22 protein-coding genes are annotated in these 22,661 nt (G+C 69.7%); 15 read left to right on the forward strand and 7 right to left on the reverse strand.

The features are described 5' to 3' along the window. Positions 1-5: 5 nt before the first annotated feature. From NPA30_RS12970 to NPA30_RS13000, 7 genes are read right to left on the reverse strand one after another with little or no spacing between them, the layout of a single operon-like run. On the reverse strand, positions 6-1,037 hold the full coding sequence (locus NPA30_RS12970) for an ABC transporter ATP-binding protein (RefSeq protein WP_256803122.1): 1,032 nt from the start codon (positions 1,035-1,037) through the stop codon (positions 6-8). After that, positions 1,037-2,281: an amidohydrolase family protein gene (locus NPA30_RS12975; RefSeq protein ID WP_256803123.1), complete on the reverse strand. Its 1,245-nt coding sequence runs from the start codon at positions 2,279-2,281 to the stop codon at positions 1,037-1,039. The genes NPA30_RS12970 and NPA30_RS12975 overlap by 1 nt, the downstream gene beginning before the upstream one ends. 49 nt (positions 2,282-2,330) lie before the next feature. After that, on the reverse strand, positions 2,331-3,920 hold the full coding sequence (locus NPA30_RS12980; protein ID WP_256803124.1) for an ABC transporter substrate-binding protein: 1,590 nt from the start codon (positions 3,918-3,920) through the stop codon (positions 2,331-2,333). Positions 3,921-3,959: 39 nt separating this feature from the next. Next, entirely contained in the window at positions 3,960-4,877 is a 918-nt protein-coding gene (locus NPA30_RS12985) for an ABC transporter permease (RefSeq protein ID WP_256803125.1), read from the reverse strand. Between the two features lie 11 nt (positions 4,878-4,888). Continuing rightward, complete coding sequence (locus NPA30_RS12990; protein WP_256803126.1) at positions 4,889-5,812, reverse strand: ABC transporter permease; 924 nt, start codon at positions 5,810-5,812, stop codon at positions 4,889-4,891. After that, entirely contained in the window at positions 5,809-7,254 is a 1,446-nt protein-coding gene (locus tag NPA30_RS12995) for an amidase (RefSeq protein ID WP_256803127.1), read from the reverse strand. The genes NPA30_RS12990 and NPA30_RS12995 overlap by 4 nt, the downstream gene beginning before the upstream one ends. Beyond that, on the reverse strand, positions 7,251-7,526 hold the full coding sequence (locus NPA30_RS13000) for a hypothetical protein (RefSeq protein WP_256803128.1): 276 nt from the start codon (positions 7,524-7,526) through the stop codon (positions 7,251-7,253). The genes NPA30_RS12995 and NPA30_RS13000 overlap by 4 nt, the downstream gene beginning before the upstream one ends. 484 nt (positions 7,527-8,010) lie before the next feature. On the opposite strand from NPA30_RS13000, the gene NPA30_RS13005 reads away from it, so the two are divergent. The 15 genes from NPA30_RS13005 to NPA30_RS13075 all read left to right on the forward strand — a co-directional run bounded on the left by NPA30_RS13005 (position 8,011) and on the right by NPA30_RS13075 (position 22,629). Continuing rightward, positions 8,011-8,787 carry a DeoR/GlpR family DNA-binding transcription regulator gene (locus NPA30_RS13005; protein WP_256803129.1) on the forward strand — a complete coding sequence of 259 codons (777 nt, stop codon included), beginning with the start codon at positions 8,011-8,013 and terminating at the stop codon, positions 8,785-8,787. A 47-nt stretch (positions 8,788-8,834) separates the two neighbouring features. Then, positions 8,835-9,653, forward strand: coding sequence for a BtpA/SgcQ family protein (locus NPA30_RS13010; protein WP_256803130.1), 819 nt, complete (start codon positions 8,835-8,837; stop codon positions 9,651-9,653). Then, positions 9,650-10,633, forward strand: coding sequence for an ABC transporter permease (locus NPA30_RS13015; RefSeq protein ID WP_256803131.1), 984 nt, complete (start codon positions 9,650-9,652; stop codon positions 10,631-10,633). Before NPA30_RS13010 ends, NPA30_RS13015 begins: the two co-directional genes overlap by 4 nt. Beyond that, positions 10,630-11,730 (forward strand): M42 family metallopeptidase, encoded by a 1,101-nt coding sequence (locus NPA30_RS13020; RefSeq protein WP_256803132.1) that lies wholly within the window; start codon positions 10,630-10,632, stop codon positions 11,728-11,730. Before NPA30_RS13015 ends, NPA30_RS13020 begins: the two co-directional genes overlap by 4 nt. Further along, complete coding sequence (locus tag NPA30_RS13025) at positions 11,727-13,220, forward strand: FGGY-family carbohydrate kinase (RefSeq protein WP_256803133.1); 1,494 nt, start codon at positions 11,727-11,729, stop codon at positions 13,218-13,220. Before NPA30_RS13020 ends, NPA30_RS13025 begins: the two co-directional genes overlap by 4 nt. A 56-nt stretch (positions 13,221-13,276) precedes the next feature. Next, positions 13,277-14,272: an autoinducer 2 ABC transporter substrate-binding protein gene (locus tag NPA30_RS13030; RefSeq protein WP_256803134.1), complete on the forward strand. Its 996-nt coding sequence runs from the start codon at positions 13,277-13,279 to the stop codon at positions 14,270-14,272. A gap of 78 nt (positions 14,273-14,350) precedes the next feature. Then, the gene (locus tag NPA30_RS13035; RefSeq protein ID WP_256803135.1) at positions 14,351-15,847 is read left to right on the forward strand and encodes a sugar ABC transporter ATP-binding protein; all 1,497 of its coding nucleotides are present in this window, start codon (positions 14,351-14,353) and stop codon (positions 15,845-15,847) included. Continuing rightward, on the forward strand, positions 15,847-16,857 hold the full coding sequence (locus NPA30_RS13040; protein ID WP_256803136.1) for an ABC transporter permease: 1,011 nt from the start codon (positions 15,847-15,849) through the stop codon (positions 16,855-16,857). Before NPA30_RS13035 ends, NPA30_RS13040 begins: the two co-directional genes overlap by 1 nt. Before the next feature lie 18 nt (positions 16,858-16,875). Beyond that, positions 16,876-17,874: a dihydroxyacetone kinase subunit DhaK gene (locus tag NPA30_RS13045; protein ID WP_256803137.1), complete on the forward strand. Its 999-nt coding sequence runs from the start codon at positions 16,876-16,878 to the stop codon at positions 17,872-17,874. A gap of 1 nt (position 17,875) precedes the next feature. After that, positions 17,876-18,487, forward strand: a complete 612-nt coding sequence (locus NPA30_RS13050) for a DAK2 domain-containing protein (protein WP_256803138.1) — start codon at positions 17,876-17,878, stop codon at positions 18,485-18,487. A 190-nt stretch (positions 18,488-18,677) separates the two neighbouring features. Then, the gene (locus NPA30_RS13055) at positions 18,678-19,169 is read left to right on the forward strand and encodes a CYTH domain-containing protein (RefSeq protein WP_256803139.1); all 492 of its coding nucleotides are present in this window, start codon (positions 18,678-18,680) and stop codon (positions 19,167-19,169) included. Next, positions 19,166-20,134, forward strand: a complete 969-nt coding sequence (locus NPA30_RS13060; RefSeq protein ID WP_256803140.1) for a CHAD domain-containing protein — start codon at positions 19,166-19,168, stop codon at positions 20,132-20,134. The genes NPA30_RS13055 and NPA30_RS13060 overlap by 4 nt, the downstream gene beginning before the upstream one ends. Positions 20,135-20,248: 114 nt before the next feature. After that, on the forward strand, positions 20,249-22,057 hold the full coding sequence (gene lepA / locus NPA30_RS13065) for a translation elongation factor 4 (RefSeq protein ID WP_256803254.1): 1,809 nt from the start codon (positions 20,249-20,251) through the stop codon (positions 22,055-22,057). Positions 22,058-22,120: 63 nt separating this feature from the next. Then, positions 22,121-22,330, forward strand: coding sequence for a type II toxin-antitoxin system CcdA family antitoxin (locus tag NPA30_RS13070; RefSeq protein ID WP_256803141.1), 210 nt, complete (start codon positions 22,121-22,123; stop codon positions 22,328-22,330). Beyond that, positions 22,330-22,629, forward strand: coding sequence for a CcdB family protein (locus tag NPA30_RS13075; RefSeq protein WP_256803142.1), 300 nt, complete (start codon positions 22,330-22,332; stop codon positions 22,627-22,629). Before NPA30_RS13070 ends, NPA30_RS13075 begins: the two co-directional genes overlap by 1 nt. Positions 22,630-22,661: the final 32 nt, after the last annotated feature.

The following is a 22,661-nucleotide window of genomic DNA, read 5'->3' on the forward strand; positions in this document are numbered from 1 at the left end:
GGTCGTCACGGCGTCGCCCCTCCCTCATAAAGCCAGCAGGCCACCAGGCGTCCGTCGCCCGGGTCCTTCAGGGGCGGCATTGCGGTGCAGACCTCCATCATGTGCGGACAGCGGGACTGGAACGGGCAGCCCTGCGGCATGGCGAGCGGCGCCGGCACCGCGCCCGGGATCGCCTGCAGCGGGCGTCCCTTCATGCCCGGCTGCGGCATCGAGCCGAGCAGGCCGACGGTGTAGGGATGCTTGGGGTCGTCGGTGAGCTTGGCGACGCTGCCGCGCTCCATGACCCGGCCGCCATACATGACGATGACCTCCTCGCAGACCTCCCGCACCACCCCGATGTCGTGGGTGATCAGCAGGACCGCGGTGTCGACCCGCTGCTGCAGGTCGCGCACGAGGTCGAGGATCTGAGCCTGCACGGTGACGTCGAGTGCGGTGGTCGGCTCGTCGAGGATCAGGAGGTCCGGCTCGTTGGCGAGGGCGAGCGCGATGGTGACACGCTGGCGCATGCCGCCGGACAGCTTGTGCGGATACTCGTTGACGCGCACCTCCGGCGCCGGGATGCCGACCATCCGGAACAGCTCGATGGCGCGCTCCATCGCCTGCTTCCGGCCGATCGGGCGGTGGGCGAGGATCGCCTCCACCACCTGCGACCCGACGGTGTAGACGGGATTGAGCGCGGCCATCGGGTCCTGGAAGACGAGGCTGATCTCGCCGCCGCGGATGCGGCGGACGTCACGCTCGGGCAGTTCGACGAGATCGCGCCCCTTGAACAGGATCCGGCCGCCGGCGATGAAGCCCGGCCGGTCGATCAGGCGCATGATCGACAGCGACGTCACGCTCTTGCCCGAGCCGGATTCGCCGACGATCCCGAGGCTGGCGCCGGCGGCGAGGTCGAAGCTCACGCCATCCACCGCCCGCACCGTGCCGCCCGAGGTCCTGAAGAAGGTCTGCAGGTTCTCGACCGTGAGCAGGGCCGGCGGCGCCGCTGCGCCGCCGCGGGAGGTCACGGCTTCGGCCTGGCCGGTTGCCATGCCCATCAGGCCCGGGCGCTCGGCGTGATCCGCATGTCCGTGCCCTGCATCACCATGCGCACGTCGCGCAGCGCCTTGAGATCGTCGAGCGGGTTGCCGGCGACCACAAGGACGTCCGAGGCGAGGCCAGGTGCCAGCGTGCCGGCCCTGTCCTCGATGCCGATCGTCCGGGCGGCGAAGCCGGTGGCCGCGACGATCGCCTCCATCGCGGTCATGCCGCCGCGCTGCATCAGCGCGATCTCGGTCGGCAGGGCATCGACCGGCGTGAAGCGCCAGCCGGCATCCGTGCCGGCGACGAACTCGACGCCCGCCTGCCGCAGCTGGGCGAACTGGTCGAGATTGTCGTCGAGCATGCGCAGCCAGCGATCGAGGATCGACTGCTCGGCCGGCGTGCGGTCGGTCTTGGCCTGCATGGCCTCCACCATGTAGCCGCCGACGGCGAGCGTCCCCGTCACCGGGATGCCGGCCTTGCCCAGCTTTTCGGCCACCGCCGCGTCGAAGATCTGCTCGCCCTTTGCGTTGACGATGAAGCCGGCATGCTCGATCTGGTCCACCCCGGCCTCGATGGCGTACTCGATCGAGGCCGCGCACAGGCAGTGCGCGGTGATCTTGCGGTCCATCCTGTGCGCCTCGTCGGCGATCGCCGACAGCTCCCGCTGGCTGAAGGCGGGGAGCCAGGAGATGGTGTTGACCGTGCCGCCGCCGCTCGCCATCACCTTGATGAAGTCGGCGCCGAGGCGGACCATCTCGCGCACCTTCAGGCGCAGCCGCTCCTCGCCGTCCGCCTCGCCACCCCAGTACCAGGTGTGGCCGCCCGTCACGGTGATCGGCTGGCCGCAGGCGCAGATGCGCGCGCCGCGCCCGTAGCCGAGTTCGAGCGTCCGGCGGACGTCGATGACCGTGCGGCCGGAGCCGCCGACGTCGCGCACCGACGTGATGCCGGCGTCGAGCGCCTTCGAGGCGGCGAAGCTCGAGGTCGCCACGAAGACGCCCTCGGTCTCGCGCATGGCGTCTTCCAGCGTCGACCCGTCGCCCGGCAGGTTGAGGTGGACGTGGGTGTCGATCAGACCCGGCAGGATGGTGCAGCCGGGAAAATCGAGCACCTCGGCGTCGGCCGGAACCAGCTCCTTCGGGGCCTGCCCCTCGAAGACCCCCTTGACGATGCCCCCCTCGACGAGGAGGACCGCGTCCTTGAGGGGCGCCTTGCCCGTGCCGTCGATGAGCCGGTCGGCCTTGATCAGAGTTGTCAAAGACGTCACTCCACTGGTGTTCGAACTGCTAGGGGGTGGTGCCGGCCCGTCACTTGGCCAGCGACGCCGCGCCGAAATACTCGAAGCCGCCGCCCGAATAGGTCACGCCGGTCAGCTTGTTCGACATCATGACGAGGTCGATGTTCTCGCGGATCGGCATCATCACCGCCTGCTCCATGATGATCCGCTGCGCGTCGGAGTAGATCTTGACGCGTTTGTCCGGGTCGGTCTCCTGCTGTCCCTTGTTGATCAGGTCGGTCAGCTCCGGATTGGTGTAGTGGCTCCAGTTGAAGTACTGGTCCGGCAGGAACCACAGGTGCAGCGCGTCGGGATCGACGGCGATGTACTGCAGCGGGGTCAGCGACATGTCGCCGTGGATGTTGGCCGCGAGCCAGGCCGGCGTCGCCAGCTGCTCGACCTCGGCGTTCATGCCGGCCTTGCGCAGGTAGCCCTGGATCGCCTGCGCGATGAGCGGGTAATGCGACACGGTCGAGATGGCGGTCAGCTTCAGCGTGAGCTGCTTGCCGTCCTTCTCCCAGAACTCGCCGGGCTTGGTCCAGCCGGCCGCCTTCAGCGTCTCCGCCGCCTTGTCCGGATCGAAGGGATACATGTCCTCCAGCGACGGGTCGTGGCCGAACACCTCCTTGACGAGCGGGGTGTTGTTGACCGGGTAGACGCCGGCCTCGGCGAGCTTGATCACGCCCTCGCGGTCGACGGCGTACATGATCGCCCGGCGCACGGCGACGTCGTCGGTCGGCCACTTCGAGGCGTTGATCGGCGCGAAGATGCCCATGCCGGTGATCGGGACGGACAGGCTGGTGTAGCGCGAGGTCTGCGGCGACAGCGCCTTCCAGAAGATCCCGGGGGTCTCCTGCATGATCTGCGACTGGCCGCTCTGGAACTGGGCGACACGCGCCTGGGCGTTGGGGACGATCTGGAAGGTGATCTTGGCGATGTCCGGCGGACCGGCATGGCCGACGGCGGCCGGACCCCACTGGTACTTCTCGTTGCGCTTCACGACGACGCTCTGGTTCGGCGTGTAGCTGACGAACTCGAACGGCCCCGTGCCGGTCGGATGCAGGCCGAGATCCTTGCCCCACTTCTTGATGGCGGCCGGCGACTGGATGCCGAGATAGGGCTCGCCCATCTGGGCGAGCAGCGGCGCATAGGGCTGGGCGCAGGTGATCTCCACCGTGTACTGGCCGGTCGCCTTGGCCGATTTGCACGGGCCGAGGAGGTTGAGCCCGATGTTGGACTGGGTGTCCTTGTCGGTGATGTAGTCGATGTTGGCGACCACCGCGGCGGCGTCGAACGGCGTGCCGTCGTGGAAGGTGACGTCGTCGCGCAGCTCGAAGGTGTACGTCTTGCCGTCGTCCGACAGCGTCCAGGACTTGGCGAGATGCGGCGTGATCTTCAGGTCGGGCGTCAGCCAGACCAGCGTGTCGAACATGTTGACGTCGAGAGGCCCCACGTCGCGCGCACCGGTGGTCGCAGGGTTCAGCGTGTCCACCGGCTCGCCCCAGCCGACCACCAGCTCGGCGTTCTTGTCGACCGCGGCGGTGTCCGCCTGGGCGAGGGCCGCGTGCGAGGCGACCGAGAGGGCTGCGACGGCGCATGCACGCAGGATCGATTTCGTCATGTCATGTCTCCTTGGGGCCGGGGGAAAGGATGCGAGGCGCTAGTGGCGCGCCAGCGTGGGGTCGAACTCGTCGCGCAGGCCGTCGCCGATGAGGTTCACCGAGACGACGAAGAGCGAGAGGAAGGCGCCGGGAAAGACGGTGATCCACCAGGCGATGGTGATGTAGACCTGGCCGTCGTTGAGGATCGCGCCCCACTCCGGCGTCGGCGGCTGCACGCCGAGGCCGATGAAGCCGAGGGCGGTGATCCACAGGGCGGCGATGCCGAGCCAGGTCGTGGTCAGGACGATGATGCCGGCCGAGACGTTGGGAAGGATGTGGCGCAGGATGATGCGCAGGTCGCCGGCGCCGAGCGTGACCGCGGCGCCCACATAGGACAGGTGACGCACCTCGGCTGTCGCCCCCTCGACCATCCGGGCGTAGATCGGCGTCAGGATCGCGGCGATCGCGATCACCCCGTTCAGGAGGCCGGGCCCCAGGATGGCGGTCACCGCCAGCGCGAGCAGAATGCCCGGGAAGGCGAGCAGCAGGTCGACCAGCCGCATGATGACGAAGCCGACGGGGCCACCGAAGTAGCCGGCCACCAGGCCGATGGTGGTGCCCGCGACCGCGCCGAGGACGACGACGCAGAGGCTGGCGAAGATCGTCGTGCGCCCGCCGTAGAGGACGCGCGCCAGCATGTCCCGGCCGAAGGCGTCGGCGCCCATCGGGTGCTCGAAGGATGGTGGCGAGAAGGTCGCCATCGGATCCTGGGCATTGGGATCGAGCGAGGTCAGCAGCGGCGCGGCGAGCACCAGGAGAACCAGCACCGTGCAGATCAGGAGGCCGACGGACAGGCTGCGGTGCCGCAGCGCCCGCAGAAGCGGATGGCGGCGCCGGGCCGGCACCGTCGCCGGGTCGGCGGCGGGGCTGCGGGTAGCCGCTTGCGGTGTCTCGGCGGCGGTCTCGAGAGTGGACATCGCGCGCTCCTTCATCGCCCGGTGATGCGGGGATCGAAGATCGGGTAGAGCAGATCGACGATGAAGTTGATGAGGGCGTAGAGGATCGCGACGATGAGGACGACGGCCTGCACCGTGAGGTAGTCCTTCGCCAGGATCGCCTGGACGAGCAGGCGGCCGATGCCGGGACGCGAAAACACCGTCTCGACGATCACCGTGCCCGACAGGAGCTGTCCGAACTGGATTCCGACGATGGTCAGGATCGGCAGCAGCGCGTTGCGCAGGACGTGGCGCAGGAAGACCTGGGCGCGCGTGATGCCCTTGGCGCGCGCCGTCACGACGTGCCGCTGGACCTGCGCCGCGATGATCGAGGAGCGCACGAAGCGGGCGTTGAAGCCGATCGTGCCGAGCGCCAGCGTCACCGCGGGCAGCACGAGGCCCTTCCACGAGGTGCCGCCGACGACGTCGAACCAGGGCAGCGTCACCGCGAAGAGCAGGATCAGCAGGAGGCCGAGCCAGAAGCTTGGGATCGACATCGCCGTCAGCGCGATGCCCATCGTCACCGTGTCGGCCGCGCGGTTGCGCCGGACCGCGGCGAAGGCGCCGAGCAGGAACCCGATCCCGACCGACAGCACGAGCCCGGCGAGGGTGAGCTGCAGCGTCGCCGGAAAGTTCGCCGCGATCAGTGAACTGACGGACTGCTGGTTGCCGTAGGAGTAGCCGAAGTCGCCCCGGAGGACGCCGCCCATCCAGCGCAGGTACTGCGTCACCAGCGGCTGGTCGAGACCGAGCTGGTGGTGCAGCCGGTCGACCAGCTCGGCGTCGCCGGCATTGGTGCCGAGGAGCGCGATCGCCGGATCGCCCGGGATGAGGCGGATCATCAGGAAGACCAGCACGCTGACGCCGAAGGCGAGGGCGACGATGGCGATCAGCCGCTGCAGGAGGTAGGCCCTCATGTCCGGGCCTCCGCAGGGCGGTTCGGCTCGGGCGGCGCGACCTCGCCCAGCGCGGGATGCAGGCTGTGCCAGGAGGTGTGCGCCTCGAATGCCATCGCGGCGGCGAGGATCGCGGTTTCCCGGAACGGCGCACCGGCGAACTGCAGGCCGGTCGGCAGGCCGTCGCGGCCGAAGCCGTTAAACACCGAGATGGTCGGCGACCCGGAGAGTACGCCGGCAAGATTCAGCGGCCGGCCGGCATCGCGCGGCAGCATGTATTCGAAGGTGCGGTCGACGTGGGACGCGACGGTGCCGAGGGTCGGCGCGAGCAGCGCGTCATAGCCACAGGCCAGCGCGCCGAACTGCGCCGCGATGATGGCCCGGATGCGCTGCGCGCGGATGTAGTCGTGTGCCGGCAGCACCGCGGCGGCGATGCGATGGGCGTGGGCCTTGGCCGCGGTCAGCTCGACGGTGCGGCCGGACGCGATGAAGTCGTCGAAGGCCGCGTAGACCTCGGCCGAGACGACGATGTTGGTGACGTCGGCGTAGGGCAGCTCGGGTAGCGAGACGAACTCGACCGTACCGAGGCTCTTCAGCACCTCGAGCGATGCCTCGAAGGCGCTGCGCACCTCTGCGTCCGCCTGTTCCATGGCCGAGGCGATCACGCCGAAGCGGAAGCCGTTCTGGCGGGCGCTGTCCGGGCGGAACGCCCAGGGCGCGGCGAGGGTGGTGGGGTCGCGCGGGTCGAGGCCGGTGATCGCCTCCAGCACCAGTCCGCAGTCGCGCGCCGAGCGGCACAGCGGTCCCAGCCGGTCGAGGGTCCAGCACAGCGTCATCGCGCCGAAGCGGCTGACGCGCCCGAAGGTCGCCCGCAGGCCCGCGGTGCCGGTGAAGGCCGCCGGCAGGAGGATCGAGCCGCCGGTGTCGCTGCCGATGGCGAACGGCACCAGTCCCGCCGCGACGGCGGCCGCCGGTCCGCTGGACGAGCCGTTGGTCCAGCGCGTCGGATCCCAGGGATTGGCCGGGGGGCCGCTGAGCGAAGCGTCCGGGTGATCGTAGCCCATGCCGCCTGCAAGCTCGATCGTCGCGAGCTTGGCGACGAGGATCGCGCCGGCGTCGCGCAGCTTGCGCGTGACGGTCGCCTCCTCGTCGAACTGCTGCGCGGCGAACGGGCGCGCGCCCCAGGTGGTCGGCGCGCCAGTGGCCGCGACGATATCCTTCAAGCCATAGGGAATGCCGTGCAGCGGGCCGCGATCGAGGCCGGCCCGCAGTTCCGCTTCGGCGAGACGTGCCTCCCGTCGGGCCGTCTCGGGCATCAGGCTGGCGACCGCATTGAGCGGACGGCCGACCCGCTCCAGGCGATCCAATGCCAGCTCCGTCAGCTCCACCGGCGACAGCTCGGCGCGGCGCAGCATCGCCCCGAGCGTGCCGATGTCGAGAAAGGCGAGGTGGTCATCCGTCATCGGGAGTCGTCTCCGGCGATGGCGGCGAAGCGGAAGGCGGGCAGATCGCAGTTGCGCAGCGGAACGCGGTGCAGGGTCTCGGTGCTGCGGATCTGCTGCGCGAGGCAGTCCGCGACGGCCGCCGCCTGAGTCTTGCTCAGAGGCGTCGGGCGCTGCGCCTCGATCGCTGCGAGCAGGTGGGTCGCGAGCGCCGCCGCCGCCGTCGTGCCGAGGCTCGGATAACCGGTTTCCCCGACACGGTCCGTAGCGGCGGAAGCTTCGTCGACTGCCATGCGCTGTACGCCTCGCTCGGCTGACTGTTCTACAGATGTGATACAGTCGGCGGCGCGCCCGCCGCTGTCAACACCAATCGATAATCAGTCTGACTGAATTTTTGGCAGGGCGAGGTGAAGGGCTGACTTAAGGGTAGCGCATCGGCAGGTTCCTGTAATGGTTGCGCCGGGTCGCGCAAACGGGGGCCTTCGGGTGCGTCTGTCGACGCCAGCAGTGCCGCGCCTCCAGCGCGCAAAGCGTCCTAGTTGACTGGCACATCAACCAACACTGCATCCGCTGCTCGCCGCCCTACGGGCGGTGCTCGATCCCCTGTCGGGGCCTTTCACGGCATCCGCGACGGTCCTGATCGCGCCGATCCTCCTGCGTCGAGCCGCAACCGCTCCTGCCGCCGACGGAGCCGGCTGCCTTGGCCCCGGCTGGGGTTAGAGCCGGATCGAACACCGCCGCTTGACGAGGGCAAAACGATCATTAATGATCATCGGCATGGCTGACGAGCTTCGCCAGATCCGGTTCCCGCAGGAGCGCCACCGCCGCATGGCGGCGCTGCTCGCGGAGCGTGGCCATCTCACCATCGGCGAGCTGACCGCGCATTTCGGTGTCTCCGGGCCGACGGCCCGGCGCGACCTGTCGGTGCTGTCGCGCGCCGGTCTTGCCGCGCGCACCCATGGCGGCGCCATGGCGCCTGGCCGGGGCACGCCGGACGAGCCGCTGTTTCTGGAAAAGCTGCGCCTGCACGACGCCGCCAAGGCGCGCATCGGCATGGCGGCGGCGGCTGAGGTGCCGGATGGCAGCACGGTGCTGCTGGATTCAGGCACAACCGCACTGGCCACCGCACGGGCGTTGGCGGGCCGCGACCTGCGGGTCGTCGCCACCGACCTCAAGGTGGCGGAGGCCGCCGCGGCCGGCGCGACCCGGGTGATGCTGGTCGGCGGCGAGGTGCGCAACGGCTACTACAGCATCGTCGGCGCCTGGGCGCGCGCGATCCTGGCGGGCCTGACCTGTGATGTTCTGGTGCTGGCGGCGGACGCCATCGACCGCGACGGCATCTCCAACTCGACGGCCGAGGAGGCCGAGGTGAAGCAGGCCGCCATCGCCTGCGCCGGCCGCACCATCCTCGTCGCCGACCACTCCAAGCTCGGGCGCCGGGCGCCGGTTCCGGTCTGTGGCCTGGAGGCGGTCGATCTCTTCATCACCGACCGCCGGGCCGCCAGTCGCCTGGATCCGTACCGGGCGGCCGTCGCAGCCATACAAGTCGTATGAGGCGCCGCAGCTCCTGACGGCGCCCACCAGGGAAGAAACGAGACGCCATGAACAAGTTCAAGACGCTGTTCGCCGATATCAAGCCGGTCATCGCCATGGTCCACCTGGCGCCGCTGCCGGGCTCGCCGCTGTACGATCCGGCCGGCGGCGTCGCGGCGATCGTCGAGGCGGCGCGGCGCGATCTCAGGGCGCTGCAGGCGGCGGACGTCGACGCGGTGATGTTCGGCAACGAGAACGACCGGCCCTACGAGCTGGCGGTCGACACCGCCTCCACCGCCACCATGGCCTATGTCATCGGCCAGCTGCGGGGCGAGATCGAGAAGCCCTTCGGCGTCAACGTCCTGTGGGACCCGATGGCCTCGGTGGCGCTGGCCGCGGCGACCGGCGCCTCGTTCCTGCGCGAGATCCTGACCGGCACCTATGCCTCCGACATGGGGCCGTGGACGCCCAATGCCGGCGCCGCCATGCGCTACCGCGACCGGCTGCATCGTCCGGACGTCGCGATGCTCGCCAACGTGTCGGCCGAGTTCGCCTACTCGCTCGACCGGCGCGAGCTCGCCGACCGTGCGCGCTCGGCGGTGTTCTCCTCGATCCCGGATGCCATCCTGGTGTCGGGCGCGATCACCGGCGAGGCCGCCGAGATGACCGATCTCGTCGCCGTCAAGGCGGTGCTGCCGGACACGCCGGTGCTCGCCAACACCGGCGTCAAGCACGCCACCGTCGCGGACGTGCTGAAGGTCGCCGACGGCTGCATCGTCGGCTCCTCCCTGAAGGTGGACGGCGACACCTGGAAGCCGGTCGACCCGGAGCGCGCCGTCGACTTCATGCAGCGCGCCAAGGCCGCGCGCAGCGGCCGGACCGCATGAGCGCTCGGCGCGACACCACCGGCTCCTACGTCGCGGGGCTCGCGGGCCTCGCGGTCACGATCTTCGTCGTGCTTGCCGTCGCCGCGCCGAACTTCCTGTCGCAGGCGAACCTCACCTCGATGGGCTCGCAGTTCCCCGAGTTCGGCCTGCTGGCGCTGGCGGTGCTGCCGACCATGATCTCCGGCGGCATCGACCTGTCGGTGGTGGCGATCTCCAACCTCGCCGCGGTCGTCGCGGCATTGCTGCTGCGCGCGGGGCCCGAGCTCGCGCTGCTGGCGATCCCGGCGGCACTGCTGACCGGCCTCGCCTGCGGCCTCCTCAACGGTCTTCTGATCGCAGTCCTGCGCCTGCCGCCGATCCTCGCCACGCTGGGTACGCTGCAGCTGTTCGGCGGTCTTGCCATCGTCATCACCCGCGGCCCCGCGATCACCGGCCTGCCGGCCTGGTATGCCAGCTACGGCAACGCCTCGATCGGTGGCGTCCTGCCAGTGCCGCTCCTGGTCTTCGGGCTGGTGGCGCTCGCGCTCGGCCTGCTGCTCCGGCTGACCGCGACCGGGGTGCGCATGCGCCTGTTCGGCGCCAACGCGCGCGCCGCGCAGTTCGCCGGCCTGCGCGAGCGCGGGCTGATCCTGCGGATCTACGGCGGCGCCGGCGTCATCGCCGCGCTGGCCGGGCTGGTCATCCTCGCCCGCGCCAACTCCGCCAATGCCGACTATGGCGGCTCCTATTTGCTGCTCGTCATCCTGATCAACATTCTCGCCGGCGTCAGCCCAGCCGGCGGCTTCGGCACCACGCTCGGGGTCGTCTTCGCTGTGCTGACGCTGCAACTGATTTCCAGCGGCCTCAACTTCCTCGCCTTCGACGCCTTCACGCGCGACCTGTTCTTCGGCGGCCTCCTGATCGTCGTGATGTCGGTGCGCGTCCTCGTCGAGAACGGCCTGGTGCCGGTGCCGCGCTTGCGAAAGGTCTCGTTACCATGAAGGAACGGCTGCGCGCCTGTCTCGCCGAGCTGATGCTGATCCCCGGCCTTGCCGGCCACGAGGATCGCGTCCGTCGGCACATTGCCCGTCGGCTCGCCGACATCGGCCTCGATTCGCGGGCCGACCGGCTCGGCAACCTGATCGCGACGCTGCCGGGCGATCCCGGCGCCCCGAGCGTCATGCTGTTCGCCCACACCGACCAGCTCGGCTTCGTGGTCCGCAAGATCGAGGCGAGCGGGCTGATCCGCATCGAGCGGCTCGGCGGCGTGCCGGAGAAGGCGCTGGCGGCCCAGTGCGTACTGTTCTGCGTCGGCGAGGGGCGGGACGTGCGCGGCGTCGTCGCCAACAAGAGCCACCACGCCACGGCGCCGGAGGAGAAGTACAAGGTCACGCCCTATGCCGACCTGTTCATCGACGTCGGCGCCGACAGCGCCGATGCGGTGCAGGCGATGGGCATCCGGATCGGCACGCCGGTGGTCTACGACCCGCGGGTGGTGCCACTCGCCGGCGACCGGGTCGCCGGCACCTCGGTCGACGATCGCGCCGGCTGCGCCGTGGTCATGGAGGCGGCGCGGCTGTTGAAAGAAGTCTCGCTGCGGCCGACCATCCACTTCGTCTTCGCCGTGCTCGAGGAGTTCAACCTGCGCGGCGCGATGGTGGCGGCGCAGGCGCTGCGGCCCGACATCGCCATTCAGCTCGACCTGGCGCTGACCGCCGACACGCCCGACATGACCCACCGCGGCGAGGTGCGGCTCGGCGGCGGCCCGGCCATGAGCCTCTACTCCTTCCACGGCCGCGGCACCCTCAACGGCACGCTGCCGCATCCCGCGCTGACCAGCCTCGTCGAGGCGACCGCCGAGGCCGAGGGCATCCCGCTGCAGCGCACCGCCCATGTCGGCGCGCTGACCGACTCGTCCTACGTGCAGCTGGTCGGCGAGGGCGTCGCGGTGATCGACCTGTGCTTCCCCAGCCGCTACACGCACACCGCTCTCGAGGTCTGCGACCTCGGCGATCTCGAGCAGCTGACGCGCCTCGTCGCCGCGGCCATCGCCCGCATCGACGCCGGCTTCAGCCTGGATCGGGACCTCTACACGTGAGCCGCGCCTATCTCGGCATCGACATCGGCACCTTCGAATCGAAGGGTGTCGTCGTTGCCGGCGATGGCCAGGTGCTGGCCAGCGCCCGCCGGCCGCACCGGATGATCGTGCCGCGGGCCGGCTGGGCCGAGCACGACGCGGAGGCCGCCTGGTGGGGCGAGTTCGCCTCGATCAGCCGCGAGCTGACCGCCGACGCCGCGGTGTCGGCATCGGAAATCCGGGCGGTCGGTGCGAGCGGCATCGGGCCCTGCATGCTGCCGGTGGACGCCGACGGGCAGCCGCTGATGAACGCCGCGCTCTACGGCGTCGACACGCGCGCCGCCGCCGAGATCGAGGAGCTGACGGCGGAGATCGGCCGCGACGCGCTGCTCGCCAGCGGCGGCAACCTCCTCACCTCGCAGTCGGTCGGCCCGAAGATCCTGTGGCTGCGCAAGCATCGGCCGGAGCTGTTCGCCCGCACCGACAAGATCCTGAACTCCAACTCCTTCCTGGTGCGCCGGCTGACCGGGCGGACGGTGATCGACCACTATTCCGGCTGCGGCTTCTCCCCGCTCTACGACATCGCGACGCGCAGCTGGACCGACCGCTACGCCGACCGGATCGTGGCGCCGGAGCGGCTGCCGGAGCTGTGCTGGTCGACCGACGTCGTCGGCGGCGTCACCGCGGCGGCGGCCGAGGCCACCGGGCTGATGCCCGGGACGCCGGTCATCGCCGGCACCATCGACGCGGCCTCGGAGGCCGTCAGCGTCGGCGTCTGCGGTCCCGGCCAGATGATGGTCATGTACGGCTCGACCATCTTCATCATCCTCGTCACCGACCGCCGCGTCGAAGATCCGCGGCTGTGGTACTCGCCCTGGCTGTTCGAGGGGCGGCACGCCTGCATGGCGGGCCTCGCCACCAGCGGCACGCTGACCCACTGGTTCCGCGACCAGTTCGCCCGCGAGCTCGACCCGGCCGAGGCGATGCGCCGGCTGGCGGAGGAGGCCGCCACCTCTCCGGCAGGCGCCAAGGGGCTGGTCGTGCTGCCCTACTTCTCCGGCGAGCGGACGCCGATACACGATCCCTATGCCAAGGGCATGATCTTCGGCCTCGACCTGACGCACGAGCGCCAGGACCTGTACCGCGCCGTGCTGGAGGGCATCGCCTACGGGGTCCGCCACGTGCTCGACACCTACGCCGAGAACGCCCGGTTGCCGGAGGCGATCGCGGCGGTCGGCGGCGGCACCCGCAACGACGTCTGGTTCCAGGCGGTCTCCGATGCCGTCCGGCGGCCGCAGGTGCTGCGCCGCGAGACCATCGGCGCCAGCTACGGCAACGCGTTCCTGGCGGCGCTGGGCGTCGGCGACGCGGCCGAGGGCGATATCGAGCAGTGGAACCCGAGCGAGCGCGCCGTCGCGCCCGTCGACGCCAACCGGTCGGTCTATGACGCGGGCTACCGGCTGTTCCGCCAGCTCTACGACCGCAACAAGGATCTCATGCGCCCGACGTGAGGGCCAGGGAGGAGGAGCGGCCGGTCGGCGGCCGCTCGCAACATGGGAGAGAGTGCATGACCATCAGTCTGAAGAGGTCCCTGATCGCCGCCGCCCTCGGGCTGGGCATCGCCGCCAGCGGCGCAAGTGCCGCTGCCGCGCAGGACAAGTCCTACTCCATCGTCACGGTGGTGAAGCTCTCCGGCATCGCCTGGTTCAACCGGATGGAGGAGGGCGTCAAGCAGTTCGCCAAGGACACCGGCAACAACGCCACCCAGGTCGGCGCGGCCACGGCCGATTCCGCCCTGCAGATCCAGTTGATCGAGGATCTGGTGGCGCGCGGCGTCGACGCCATCACCGTCGTCCCGAACTCGCCGCAGGCGCTCGAGCCGGTGCTGAAGCGGGCGCTCGACAACAACATCGTCGTCATCGGCCACGAAGGCGCCGACCTCAAGAACATCACCTATGACGTCGAGGCCTTCGACAACAAGGCCTATGGCGAGCACCTGATGAAGCGCCTCGCCGAGGACATGGGCGAGGAGGGCGAGTACGCCGTCTTCGTCGGCTACCTCACCTCCAACACCCACAACCAGTGGGTCGACGCCGCGATCGCCTACCAGAAGGCCCACTACCCGAAGATGACCCTCGTGGTCGACAAGCTCGAGTCGCAGGAGCAGCAGCAGGTCGCCTACCAGAAGACGCGCGAGCTTCTGCGCACCCATCCCAACCTCAAGGGCGTGCAGGGCTCGGCCGGCACCGACGTGGTCGGCGCGGCGCTGGCGGTCGAGGAAGCCGGCCTCAGCGGCAAGGTGAAGATCGTCGGCACCAGCCTGCCGTCGATCGCCGGCCCCTATCTCGGCACCGAGATTGACATGATATCCTTCTGGGATCCGGCCAAGGCCGGTTACGCGCAGGACGTCCTCGCCGTGAAGGCGCTGAAGAAGGAGCCGGTGAAGGCGGGCGACGATCTCGGCGTGGAGGGCTACAACGACGTCAAGGTCGACGGCAAGGTGGTCTACGGCCAGGCCTGGGTCGACGTCACCGAAGAGAACGCCGACAAGTACGACTTCTGATCGAGCGGACGGGGCCGGCGGTCTGCCGCCGGCCCTGTCCACCGCCTGTCGTCCGTTCCGCGTCCGGGAGCTCTGTCCGTGGCTGAACCCCTGCTCACAATGTCCGGCATCAGCAAGGCCTATGGCCCGGTCCGGGTGCTGGAGAACGTCGACCTGTCGCTGTCGGCGGGGGAGGTGCGGTGTCTGGCCGGCGAGAACGGATCGGGCAAGTCGACACTGATCAAGATCCTGTCCGGCGTCGTGGCGGCCGATGGCGGCACGGTGACGATCGCCGGCCGCCGGCTCGGCAACGATGCGCGGGCCGCGATCGATGCCGGCCTGTCGGTGATCTACCAGGACTTCTCGCTGTTCCCGAACCTGACGGTGGCCGAGAACATCGCCTTCCTGCGCTTCGTCGCGCAGGGGCGGCGCTGGAACAACATCGCCGAGCAGCGACGGCTGGCGGGCGACGTGCTGGCCCGCATGTCCGTCGACATCGATCCCCGCGTTCTGGTCGAGACGCTCCCGGTCGCCTCCAAGCAGCTGATCGCCATCGCCCGCGCGCTCGCCAACGACGCCCGCATCATCGTCATGGACGAGCCGACCACGGCGTTGACCCGCAACGAGGTCACGCGCCTCGCCGGCATCGTTGCGGCGTTGAAGGACGACGGCGTCGCCTTCCTGTTCGTCAGCCACAAGACCGAGGAGGTGTTCAGCTTCTGCGACACCATCACCGTCTTGCGCGACGGCCACGTGGTGGCGGCCGGCGCGGTCGGGGACTTCGATGCCGACCGTCTCGGCCGGGAGATGACCGGCCGTTCGATCGCCCATGAGCGGATCGCGCGCGCCGATGCGCCGCCGCAGCCGGTCTTCCTTGAAACCCGCGGCCTGACCCGCCGGGGCGACTACGCCGACATCTCGCTCGAGTTGCGGCCTGGCGAGATCGTCTCGATCCTCGGGCTGCTCGGCTCCGGCCGCACCGAACTCGCGCAGACGCTGTTCGGCATGGTGGCGGCCGACAGCGGCGAGATCCGGATCGGCGGCGAGCCGGTCGCCTTCGCCCACAGCAGCGAGGCGGTGGAAGCCGGCATCGGCTACGTGCCGGAGGACCGGCTGACCGAGGGTCTGTTCCTCGACCAGCCGATCGGCGACAACATCACCGTCGCCAGCCTGGAGCAGTCGGCGAGCGGCGGCCTGCTCGACCGCCGCTCCCTGGCCGAGCGGGCGCGCCGGGCGGTGGAGCGGCTGCGGATCCGCACGCCCGGCATCGAGCCGCCCGTGGCCACCCTGTCCGGCGGCAACCAGCAGCGGGTCGTGCTGGCCCGCTGGATGGAGCGCTCGCCGGCACTGATGATCCTGAACGGGCCGACGGTCGGCGTCGACATCGGCTCCAAGCGCGAGATCCACGAGCTGCTGGTCGGCCTCAACCGCAGCGGCACCGCGCTGCTCGTCGTCACCGACGACATCGGCGAGGCGCTGGCGCTGTCCGACCGCATCCTGGTGATGGTGAACGGCCGGATCACCGCCGCGTTCGATCCGCGCACGGCCGACGAGGACACGCTCTACGCCGCTGTCACCACGGGAGGAGACCGCTGATGTCGCGCCTCGTCGCCCTGATCGCCTCGCCGCGCAGCGTGGTGTTCCTCACCGCCGTCGTCTTCGCGCTGGTGATCGGCGCGCTGAACCCGAACTTCCTGTCGGTCGCAACGCTGATCGACCTCCTGCGCAACTCGCTCGTCACCGGCATCTTCGCGCTCGGCGTCATGATGGTGCTCGCCTCCGGCGGCATCGACGTCTCGTTCACCGCCGTCGGCGTCTTCGCCATGTATGCGACCGTCAGCCTGGTTCTCGGCCTCGACCTGCCGATGCCGGTGGTCGGCTTCTTCGTCATCGCTGCGCTGATCGGCGCCGGGCTCGGCATCCTCAACGGCCTGCTGATCGGGGTGCTCGGCCTGCCGACGCTGATCGTCACGCTCGGCACGCTCAGCTTCTTCCGCGGCGCGCTACTGACCTTCGTCGGCACCACCTACATCTCCAACGTGCCGCGCAACGTCATCGCCTTCGCCCGCACCAACATCGTGCGGCTCGAGAACGCCGTCGGCCAGCTCGTGTCGCTGCCGCTCGCCTTCGTGGTGCTGGCGGGCGTGGCCGTGGTGGTGGCGTTGATGATGAACGTCACCCAGTTCGGCCGGAAGATCTATGCCATCGGCGGCTCGGAGGAGGGCGCCCGGCGCATCGGCATCGACGTCGGCTGGGTGAAGCTGCGCATCTACGTGATCGCCGGCGGCATCGCCGGGCTGGCGGGGATGACCCACTTCACCCTGTCGCGCATGGCCAATCCCTTCGACCTCGTCGGCTCCGAACTCGACGTCATCGCCGCGGTGGTCCTGGGCGGCGCCCGGATCACCGGCGGGCACGGCAGCGTGTCCGGTGCGCTGCTCGGCGCGCTGGTGATCACCATGATCAACACCTCGCTGCTCAGCGCGGGCGTGCCCTCGTACTGGCAGAAGGTCGTGGTCGGCGTCCTGATCCTCGTCGGCACGGGTCTGCCCATCGCCATCGAACGCTTTCGCAGCCAGCGCGCGCGCCTCGCCCGCCCAGCGTGATCCAGAGGGAGGAAGACGATGAAGAAGATCCTGAACGCGCCCAGCGCCTATGTCGACGAAATGCTGGAGGGCTTCACCGCCGCCCATCCGGAGTACTACCGCCAGCCGGAGCCGCGGGTGATCGCCCGCGCCGGGGGCGCCACAGCCGGCAAGGTCGGCATCGTCACCGGCGGCGGCTCCGGCCACCTGCCGATCTTCACCGGCTATGTCGGCCCGGGCTTCCTCGACGCCTGCGCCATCGGCGACGTCTTCGCCAGCCCGTCGGCCGAACAGATGGCGAGCGCCATCCGCCAGGCCGACGGCGGCGCCGGCGTGCTGCGGCTCTACGGCAACTACGGCGGCGACGTCATGAACTTCGACATGGCCGGCGAGATGGTCGACATGGAGAACGACATCGCCACCACCACGGTGCTGCTGGCCGACGACGTCGTCTCGGCGCCGAAGGCCGAGGCGGCCAAGCGGCGCGGCGTGGCGGGCATGGTCTACGCCTTCAAGATCGCCGGTGCGGCGGCCGAGACGAAGGCGGATCTCGCCGAGGTCACGCGGGTCGCCCAGAAGGCGGCGGACGCCTGCCGCTCGATCGGCATGGCGCTGTCGCCCTGCGTGGTGCCGCAGGCCGGCAAGCCGACCTTCACGCTCGGCGAGGACGAGATGGAGATGGGCATGGGCATCCACGGCGAGCCGGGGATCTGGCGCGACAAGCTGAAGCCCGCCGACGCGATCACCGACGAGATGGTCGACCGGCTGGTCGACGACCTGCCGCTGGAACGCGGCGCGCGGGTCTCGGTGCTGGTCAACTCGCTCGGCGCGACGCCCCTGGAGGAGCTCTACATCATGTACCGGCGGGTCAAGGCGCGGTTCGACGGTATGGGCGTATCGATCGTCATGCCGCTGGTCGGGCGCTACGCCACCTCGATGGAGATGACCGGGGCGACGCTGACGATGATCGCGCTCGACGACGAACTCGAGCGGCACCTGCGTGCGCCGGCGGCCTGCGCCTACTGGCAGGTCGCCTGAGATGGCGGCGGACAGCTTCGATACGGCGGCGCTGGGCGTCGCCCTGCAGCGGGTGGCGCAGGGTGCGGAGGCGGCGGCGGCTGAGCTCAACGCCGCCGACGGTGCGCTCGGCGACGGCGACCTCGGCATCACCGTCTCGCGCGGCTTTGCCGAAGCCGCGGCCGCCGCGTTGCCGGAGGATGTCGGGCTGGCGTTGCTGGAGTGCGCCAAGGCCTTCCAGCGGGTGTCGTCCTCGTCCTACGGGACGCTGGTGGCGACCGGGTTCATGGCTGCCGCCAAGCTTGCCAAGGGCCGGTCCGCCGTGCCGGCCGACGAGGTCGCGGCGCTGGTCGCGGCCGCCCGCGACGCGATGATGGCGCGGGGCAAGGGCGCGCTCGGCGACAAGACGGTGCTCGACAGCCTCGACCGAGTGGTCGAGGGCCTGAAAGGCGCCGCGCCCGAGCGGATGCAGGAGGCGGCCGTCGCGGCGGCGCGTGACACCCTGGTCGCGTTCAAGGGCCAGCCCTGCCGGCTTGGCCGGGCGCGAATGTTCGCCGAAAAGAGCGCAGCGCTCGACGATCCGGGGCAGCTCGCCTTCCTGCGCATCCTCGAATCGCTCGCGGCAGGATCATAAGGATCGGCCGCGGTGACGCGGCTCGTACAAGCCGAAGGCGTCGCGGCGCGATCCGCGCCGGCTGCTGGCGCATGCCACATCGACGCGCCCGAGGCTAGAGGCTGCAGCCTGCGCGGCGACAGGCTGGCAAACGACGCTTCGCCATCCATATCAGCCGGGACTGTCGTCTTCGAAGGGACGAGCCGCCGACATGCCGACCGAGACCGAGCGCAAGTTTCTCGTCCAGAGCGACGGCTGGCGGTCCGAGGCCGGCCCGCCCCGCAGCCTGCGCCAGTTCTATCTCGGCATCCGCGAGGCGTTCTCGATGCGCGTGCGCATCGCCGACGGCACGCAGGCCTGGCTGACGATCAAGTCGGGCAAGGGGATCGTGCGGCACGAATACGAGTATGCGATCCCGCTGGTCGATGCTCTCGAACTCGAGGCGCAGGCCGTCGGCAGCGTGATCGAGAAGCGGCGGTTCGAGGTGCCGCACGGCCGGCATACGGTCGAGGTCGACGTGTTCGCGGGTGTGCTCGCCCCGCTGGTGCTGGCGGAGATCGAAGCCGAGGATGCGGCCGCGGTGGTCGAGCTTCCCGCCTGGCTCGGGCCGGAGGTCACCCATGACGGCGCCTACACCAACGCCGCGCTGGCACTGAACGGCCTGCCGGCGCGCCACTCTCGCGCAGAAGCGGACGCATCTTGAGCTACCGCATCGATCCCGCCCAGCCGCTCGACCACGAGATCCGCCGCATCGCCGGCAAGCAGATCGAAGCGGCGCTCGATGAGCTGACGGGCGAGGCCTCGGACCGCCACGAGGCGATCCACGAGGCGCGCAAGCGGTTCAAGAAGCTGCGCGGCCTGCTGCGGCTGGCGCGCACGGCTGACAAGCGCTTCTTCCGCAGGGCGAACCGGCAGCTGCGCGAGGCTGCGGGCCAGCTGTCCGGTACGCGCGACCGGGCGGCGCTGATCGAATCCCTCGACGCGCTGAGCGCGCATCACCGCAGCGAGGTCGACGCCGCGGTCTTCGCCCCGGTGCGCGAGGTGCTCGTGGCCCGCCGGGACGCGGCGGTCGCGGCCGAGACGGATCTGGCGGTGACCCTGGATGCGGTGACCGGCGAACTGCGCGACGTGCGCACCCGGCTCGACGGCTTCGTCCTGCCGGACGGGCCGAAGAGTTCCGGAGCGATCGCGGCCCGAGGCTTCGCGCTCAACCTCGCGCGCGGGCGATCGGATCTTGCGACCGCGCGCAAGAGCGAGCGCGCCGAAGCCTACCACGACCTGCGCAAGCGGGCGAAATACAACTGGATGCACCTCAAGCTCCTCGAGCCGCTCTGGCCGGAAGTCTTCACGGCGACGGCCAGGCAGGCCGACCGGCTGGGCGACGCGCTCGGGCTCGACCACGACTATGCGGTCCTGCGCGGCGAGATCGCGCTGGAGCCGGGCGCCTTCGGCCCAGAGCGCGAGCTGTCGATCGTGCTGGCGCTGATCGACCGGCGCCAGGGCGAACTGCGGCGCGAAGCGTTGGAACTCGCCGGCCGGCTTTTCCTCGACAAGGAGGCGGTCGCCGAGCGCCGCATCTGCAAGCTTTGGCGGGCGGCGGTCGAGCGCGCCAACGCGCCCGACTACGGCACGCCGGCGGAGGAGGCGCGCGCGCTCGACCCGGCTTGAGGCGCGGGACCGACGCCGGCCCGCCGCGCGGTGCGCGGCGTTGGCCGTGGACCGCCGGGTTTCCGTTCCGCAAACCCAGTTCCTAAGATTGTTCGAAGCCTCTATATGCGGCGCATGACAGACACGCCGCTCGACCACATCCGCAACTTCTCCATCGTCGCCCACATCGACCACGGCAAGTCGACGCTCGCCGACCGGCTGATCCAGATGACCGGGGCGATCGAAAGCCGCGAGATGAAGGACCAGATCCTCGACTCGATGGACATCGAGCGCGAGCGCGGCATCACCATCAAGGCGCAGACCGTCAGGCTCGAATACGACGCCAGGAACGGCGAGCACTACGTCCTCAACCTCATCGACACGCCCGGGCACGTCGACTTCGCCTACGAGGTGTCGCGCTCGCTCTCGGCCTGCGAGGGCGCGCTGCTCGTCGTCGACGCGGCGCAGGGCGTCGAGGCGCAGACCCTCGCCAACGTCTATCTCGCGCTCGACAACGACCTCGAGATTGTCCCCGTCCTCAACAAGATCGACCTGCCGGCGGCCGAGCCGGACAAGGTCAAGGAGCAGATCGAGGAGGTCATCGGCCTCGACGCCTCCGAGGCCGTGCTGATCTCGGCGAAGGCCAATCTCGGCATCGACGCGGTGCTGGAGGCGATCGTCACGCGCCTGCCGCCGCCCAAGGACGGCGACCGCGCCGCACCGCTGAAGGCGATGCTGGTCGACAGCTGGTACGACCCCTATCTCGGCGTCGTCGTCCTGGTGCGCATCATCGACGGCGAATTGAAGAAGGGCCAGACCATCCGGATGATGGGCACCGACGCCAAGTACCCGGTCGACCGGGTCGGCGTCTTCACGCCCAAGATGGTGCCGGTCGAGGCGCTCGGCCCTGGAGAGCTCGGCTTCATCACCGCCTCGATCAAGGAGGTGGCCGACACCCGCGTCGGCGACACCATCACCGAGGACAAGCGGCCGACGCCGCACATGCTGCCGGGCTTCAAGCCGGCCCAGCCGGTGGTCTTCTGCGGCCTATTCCCAGTCGACGCCGCCGATTTCGACGACCTGCGCGCCGCGATGGGCAAGCTGCGCCTCAACGACGCGAGCTTCTCCTTCGAGATGGAGTCCTCCGCCGCGCTCGGCTTCGGCTTCCGCTGCGGCTTCCTCGGCCTCCTGCACCTCGAGATCATCCAGGAGCGGCTCAGCCGCGAGTTCGACCTCGACCTGATCGCGACCGCCCCCTCGGTGGTCTACCAGATCCGCCTCACCGACGGCACCGACATCGACCTGCACAACCCGGCCGACATGCCGGACGTGGTTCGGATCGACCACATCCAGGAGCCCTGGATCAAGGCGACGATTCTCACGCCGGACGAGTATCTCGGCAACATCCTGCAGCTCTGCCAGGAGCGGCGCGGTGTGCAGACCGACCTCTCCTATGTCGGCAAGCGCGCGATGGTGTCCTACGAGCTGCCGCTGAACGAGGTGGTCTTCGACTTCTACGACCGGCTGAAGTCGATCTCGAAGGGCTACGCCTCCTTCGACTACCAGATGACCGACTACCGCGAGGGCGACCTCGTGAAGATGTCGATCCTCGTCAATGCCGAGCCGGTCGACGCGCTGTCGATGCTCGTCCACCGCAGCCAGGCCGACCGGCGCGGTCGGGCGATGTGCGAGAAGCTGAAGGAGCTGATCCCGCAGCACCTTTTCAAAATTCCGATCCAGGCGGCGATCGGCGGCAAGGTGATCGCCCGCGAGACGATCTCGGCGCTGCGCAAGGACGTCACGGCCAAGTGCTACGGCGGCGACGCCACCCGCAAGCGCAAGCTCCTCGAGAAGCAGAAGGAGGGCAAGAAGCGCATGCGCCAGTTCGGCAAGGTCGAGATCCCCCAGGAGGCCTTCATCGCCGCGCTGAAGATGGACAGTTGAGCGGGGACGCCGCCCCGTGCTAGTCTCGTCGCGTGGCTTGTCTCCCATGAGCGGAGTGTGCGCATGCACGGCGTGGTCATCGACCCGGTCCTGCTGGCCGAAGCGGAAGCACTGAATGTCGACGTCGCCAGCGCGGCATCGAGAGGCGTCGAGCAGGCCGTCCGCGCCGCCCGCCACTCGCAGTGGCGCGACGAAAATCACGCCGCGCTCGCCTCGTCGAACACCTTTGTGGAGAAGAACGGCCTGCCGCTCGCCCGTCACCGCCTGTTCTGATGGCGCGCCATGACGTCTTCATCCATCGTGATGGAGAGGGCTTCCTGCTGGATGTTCAAGCGGACATCCTCGATGCACTGGCGACGCGCGTGGTTGTGCCACTCTTGCCAATCCGCAGTGCTCCAGAGCCGGCGGCGCGCCTCAACCTTGTCTTCACGATCGGCGAAACGAAGGTGATGATGGCAACGCAGTTCCTTGCGGCTGTCCCCTCGTCGATCCTGATCGATCGCGTCGCCAGCCTGGAATCCGAGCACGACCTCATCGTCGCCGCACTCGACATGGTGTTTCAAGGGTTCTGATCGCCTCCCGCTCACATAGCCCTTGCCGCACA

Origin of the sequence: Mangrovibrevibacter kandeliae, assembly GCF_024519155.1 — a bacterium.
GTDB classification, from domain to species: Bacteria; Pseudomonadota; Alphaproteobacteria; order Rhizobiales; family Rhizobiaceae; genus Mangrovibrevibacter; species Mangrovibrevibacter kandeliae.